At 36.4% G+C, this 4968-nt stretch carries 3 protein-coding genes; 2 read left to right on the forward strand and 1 reads right to left on the reverse strand.

Features of this window, described 5'->3' with window-relative positions; genetic code table 11:
• Positions 1-232: 232 nt before the first annotated feature.
• Positions 233-1132: a tyrosine-type recombinase/integrase gene (locus DSM106972_RS50795; RefSeq protein ID WP_127087830.1), complete on the reverse strand. Its 900-nt coding sequence runs from the start codon at positions 1130-1132 to the stop codon at positions 233-235.
• Between the two features lie 84 nt (positions 1133-1216).
• On the opposite strand from DSM106972_RS50795, the gene DSM106972_RS50800 reads away from it, so the two are divergent.
• Both DSM106972_RS50800 and DSM106972_RS50805 read left to right on the forward strand, forming a co-directional pair.
• Positions 1217-1720: a helix-turn-helix domain-containing protein gene (locus DSM106972_RS50800; RefSeq protein ID WP_127087831.1), complete on the forward strand. Its 504-nt coding sequence runs from the start codon at positions 1217-1219 to the stop codon at positions 1718-1720.
• Between the two features lie 61 nt (positions 1721-1781).
• Positions 1782-4838 (forward strand): Tn3 family transposase, encoded by a 3057-nt coding sequence (locus DSM106972_RS50805; protein WP_127087832.1) that lies wholly within the window; start codon positions 1782-1784, stop codon positions 4836-4838.
• Positions 4839-4968 lie beyond the last annotated feature (130 nt).

Raw genomic sequence — 4968 nt, forward strand, 5'->3', positions numbered from 1 at the left:
GGGTGGCCGCCGAGATACGTGCAAAATGGGACACGATGCAAAGTTTTGTTAAGATACTTGCAATAAATTAGCCTTTATGGTAAAGAGGCAATAACAAAACTCACTCTCTTGGCGCCGAGTATACCTCATTCTCTTCATCTACCAGCGAATTAGATATTATTATGTGTAAAAATTACGATTTATACACATACTTGTAGTTTATATAACTCTAGCTTAATCGAGCGCACCTCAATTATTTATTTTGATTTGATGCTAAGTAATTAAGAGCGTTGATAGCAACTTCTTCTGCTCTATCTGATGTGACTTTTTGGTAGCGTAGAGTTGTTTCAATATCTTCATGACCCATAAGCGCACGTAATTCTTCAATACCCATTAAGCCGACACGCTCGGTAGCAAAAGTATGTCGTAAATCGTGAATTCTAACTTTAATTAATTCCGGGTATATACTTATTAATTCCCGCCAATCTTCGTGTACGGTACGATAGCTGATTCTACTAGTAATTTTAGTTACTGGCTGTTGTGCTGTGAATAAAGCACTGACACCTGTATGGCGCCCATATTTGATGTATTTACTTAATGCTGCAAGTGCGTCTTGACTTAAATAACAGTATCTAAGCTTATTACCTTTACCAACTACTTGAAACCGAGGTTTAGCTAAATCTATATCTTCTATATTTAGTGGCAAAAGCTCTGATATACGGCAACCTGAGCAATGCAATAAATGTACTATTGCATTTATACGTAGGTCAGACTTTACAGCTTTATATAGTATGTTTAGCTGTTGAGTAGTTAAATATCGCACATTAGAATCTGTTTTATGTTCTCCTTTGTCTGGATTCGGTTGGCGCTGTTTTAAGCCACGAATTGGATTCACCTTTATATAACCTTGCTCAACTGCAAAATTTAGTAAACTTTGTAGTATTGCTTGATGCTTATGATGAGTAGTGTACGATAAATGTTTTAACTCATTTAGATACTCGGTTAAAGTTTGCTTACTGATAATTTCAATTGCCCAGCTACCGTACTGTAAAAGTATAGGTTTTAGCGTGCTTTCATAAGTACGTTTCGTACTTTTAGCAACATTAGAACGCAATAAAAACTCAGTAATAACAGTGGCTACAGTAACAGTCAAATTTCACCCCATTTATATATTTTATCTAAAAACAAAAAGTATATATTTAATATATCTTTTTAGAGAGAATTTTGATGAATATTAATGGACACTCATAAGATACCACAACAAGATGAAGCCCTTGGAGGCTATATCAAGCGCTTGCGTCTAGAATTAAAGATGAGCCAAAATGAGTTATCTCGAAGCGCTGGTATCCACTTGCACTCTCTGGGGAAAATAGAACGAGGTATTACTACTCGACTCTCGTACAAAACCCGTCATCTTTTGGCTAGGGCATTATCGATACCGACTGAGTATCTGGAAGCGGTTTGCAAAAAAGAAAAAATTTCTCCCCAAATTGCATGTATTAAATTTTGCCCGCGCTGTTGGATTCCAGGGACACCTACAGAACCAATTTGGGATGATATTCGGTCAAAGCATTGTTTTCTATGCGGGTTTGAGCTTATGTCTCATTGCCTCAAATGCGGTCGCTCAGTCATATCATTTCAGCACTCCTACTGTCCTTACTGTGGCTTTTATTACAAAAATACAGTAGATAAAATTAGTCAAACCTCTAAAACGCTTAAGAAAAAAAGTTATAAACAATAATAAGCGTGCATGTTTTGTTTTATATCTATAAAAGTAATATCAGTATTTTCAACATACCAGAGTGACATCAATCGAACGTACCGCTTACCCTAGATTTAAACGCCAATTTACCGAGAAAGAACTGAACGAAATCTATACCCCCACTAAGTCGGAGATAGCTTTCGCTTACAATACCACTAAGGGAGAAAGTAATATTCTTAACCTAGTAGTCGTATTAAAAGCATTTCAGCGACTTGGTTATTTTCCAGACTTAGCGGATGTTCCTCTGAAAATAGTTAACCATATTCGTAGTAAGTTAAAATTTCATTCATCTACTGCTTTAGGTTATGAAAACCGCAAAGCAATGTACAGACATCGAATAGCTATACGCTCATTTCTTCAAGTTAATCAGTACAACCAAAATGCTCGGCATATAGCTGTTAAAGCGGTTAGTGAATCAGCATCTATCATGGATAATCCTGCTGATTTAATGAATGTAGCAATTGCAGAGTTGATTAATAATCGTTATGAATTACCAGGATTTAATACGTTAAACAGGCTTGTTCGTCGAGTTAGAAATGTAGTCAATCAAAAATTATTCTTATTGGTATTAAAACGGATTGATTCTGATTATCAAATACGCTTACTTGATTTACTAGACCGTCACCCATCAGAGCATCAAACTTCGTTTAACAACTTAAAACAACTACCAAAAAGCCCGACTCGCAATAATATTAGTGAGTTTATTATACATTTAACATGGCTTGATTCTTTGGGAGATGTTAAACAATTACTCTCGGACATAACCACAGCTAAAATTCATCACTTCGCTGCCGAGGCAAGAGTTTTAGATGCTCATGAAATCAAGGACTTCAGCTTGCCTAAGCGGATTACTCTAATTTTATGTCTTATTTATTGCAAGCAAGTAACGACACGAGACAACCTGGTTGAGATGTTCCTTAAACAAATGCGCTCAATAAATAATGATGCGAAAAATGAATTGGAACTTATCAAGAAAAAAATTCAAGAAACACAAGAAAAGTTAGTTGATGTCTTTCAGGATACTCTACATGTTTTTGTTGATGAGAAACAAGAAATTGCTTCTCAAACAGTCTCTCATCCAGAATCAATCCAATTGTCATTATTTGATGACAATCCCAAAGTAGAAGCTGATGAACCGTTACACTCCTTTGAACCACTTTTTAATAAATTAGACAATATATTTACGGGTCATGGTGGAGCGGAAAAACTTTTGACTGAATGTGAGGTAGCAAATGCATATAAAGGTAATAATCATCTTCCACTTTTATGGAAATTCTATAAAACTCATCGCAGCACCTTTTTCCGTTTAGTTAAAGCTTTGGATTTAAAATCAACTACTAGTGAGCAAAATGTTATTGATGCATTACACTTTGTGCTTGATAACTCTCATCGACGCGCAGATTTTGTATCTGCAACTATTGAATTAGATTTTATCTCAGAACAATGGCGCAAGCTAATTGTAGTACAACAAGGTGGGAAAACAAAGTTTCTCCGCCGTCACTTGGAAGTTTGTGTTTTTCATTATTTAGCAGCAGAATTACGTTCAGGCGATATTTGTGTAGCTGGCAGTGAAGATTATGCTGATTACCGAGACCAGATGCTTCCTTGGTTAGAATGTTTACCGTTAATTGACGAATATTGTAAAAATTTAGGCTTTCCTAACACGGCTTCTGGGTTTGTTGAGTACCTAAAATCTTGGTTAACTGAAACCGCTAATACTGTAGACTCTGGTTATGAAAATAATCACCATTTTATTATTAGTGATGACGGAAAACCCGTACTTAAAAAGTACCATGCTCGCGACTTAAGTGCTTCTGCCAAGGCTTTAATCGCAGAAATAGAAGAGCGTTTACCAGAACGAAATTTAATCGATATTCTTAGAAATGTTGATTATTGGACTAATTTTACACGTCACTTTGGCCCACTATCCGGTTCTGACCCTAAAATCGAACGCGCAAAAGAACGTTATTTATTGACAACGTTTACTTACGGTTGCAATTTGGGACCAACCCAAGCTGCAAGACACATGCCTGGTATTATTACTGCCAAGGAACTGGCGTTTGTTAATCGGCGCCACTTCTCAATTGATAAGTTAAATGCTGCACTGGTAGATATTATCAACCGTTACAACGTCTTAAATCTTCCTGGCGTTTGGGGTGAAGGCAAGAGCGCAGCGGCTGATGGAACCAAGTACGAACTCTACGAAGAAAACCTGTTGTCTGAGTATCATATACGCTACGGTGGCTACGGAGGAATTGCTTACCATCATGTCTCAGATACCTATGTGGCATTGATTAGCCAATTTATTTCTTGCGGTACATCCGAGGCGCTTTATATCATTGAGGGTTTGTATAAAAATCTTTCAGATATTCAACCTAATACAATCCATGCTGACACTCATGGACAATCAACGCCAGTGTTCGCATTATCACATATGCTAGGTATTAAATTAATGCCCCGTATCCGTAACTGGAAAGACTTAAATTTTTACCGTCCTGACAGCAAAACGGTCTATAAAAATATTGATTCTTTATTTTCTGAGATTATTGATTGGGATAAAATTGAAACACATTGGCAAGATATTTTACAGGTGGTTTTATCAATTCAAACTGGTAAAATATCGAGCGCGACTTTATTGCGTAAGTTAAGTAACTATAGTCGCAAAAACAGACTATATCAAGCTTTTCAGGAATTAGGACGAGTAGTAAGAACGGTTTTTCTTCTGCAATATATCTCAGATATACAGTTAAGAAGAGATATTACCGCTGTTACGAACATAGTAGAAGCATATCATAAATTCGCAAAGTGGTTTTTCTTTGGAGGCTTTGGAGTTATCGCTAAAAACGACCCAATTGAGCAGGAAAAGTCTATTAAATATAAAGATTTAGTGGCGAATGCTGTTCTCTTCCAAAATGTTGTTGATTTGACTGACGTATTACGGAATTTACAGAAAGAAGGGTACTTAATTAATCGTGAAGATGTAGCGGTCATAAGTCCTTATATAACCTCTCACGTCAAGCGTTTTGGCGATTATCTAATTGATATGGAGACTTTTCCTATGTCGTTAGATGAGATTGGAGATTTTATTTTTGCTTAGACAACTAAAAACTCAGTATTTACTGAGTTTTCTCTATTTTCTTCTCTACCATAAAGTCTGACTACTTGCAACTATATTTACAAAACTTTGCATCGTGTCCCATTTTGCACGTATCTCGGCGGGCACCCTA

Origin of the sequence: Dulcicalothrix desertica PCC 7102 (assembly GCF_003991905.1) — a bacterium.
Lineage (GTDB): Bacteria > Cyanobacteriota > Cyanobacteriia > Cyanobacteriales > Nostocaceae > Dulcicalothrix > Dulcicalothrix desertica.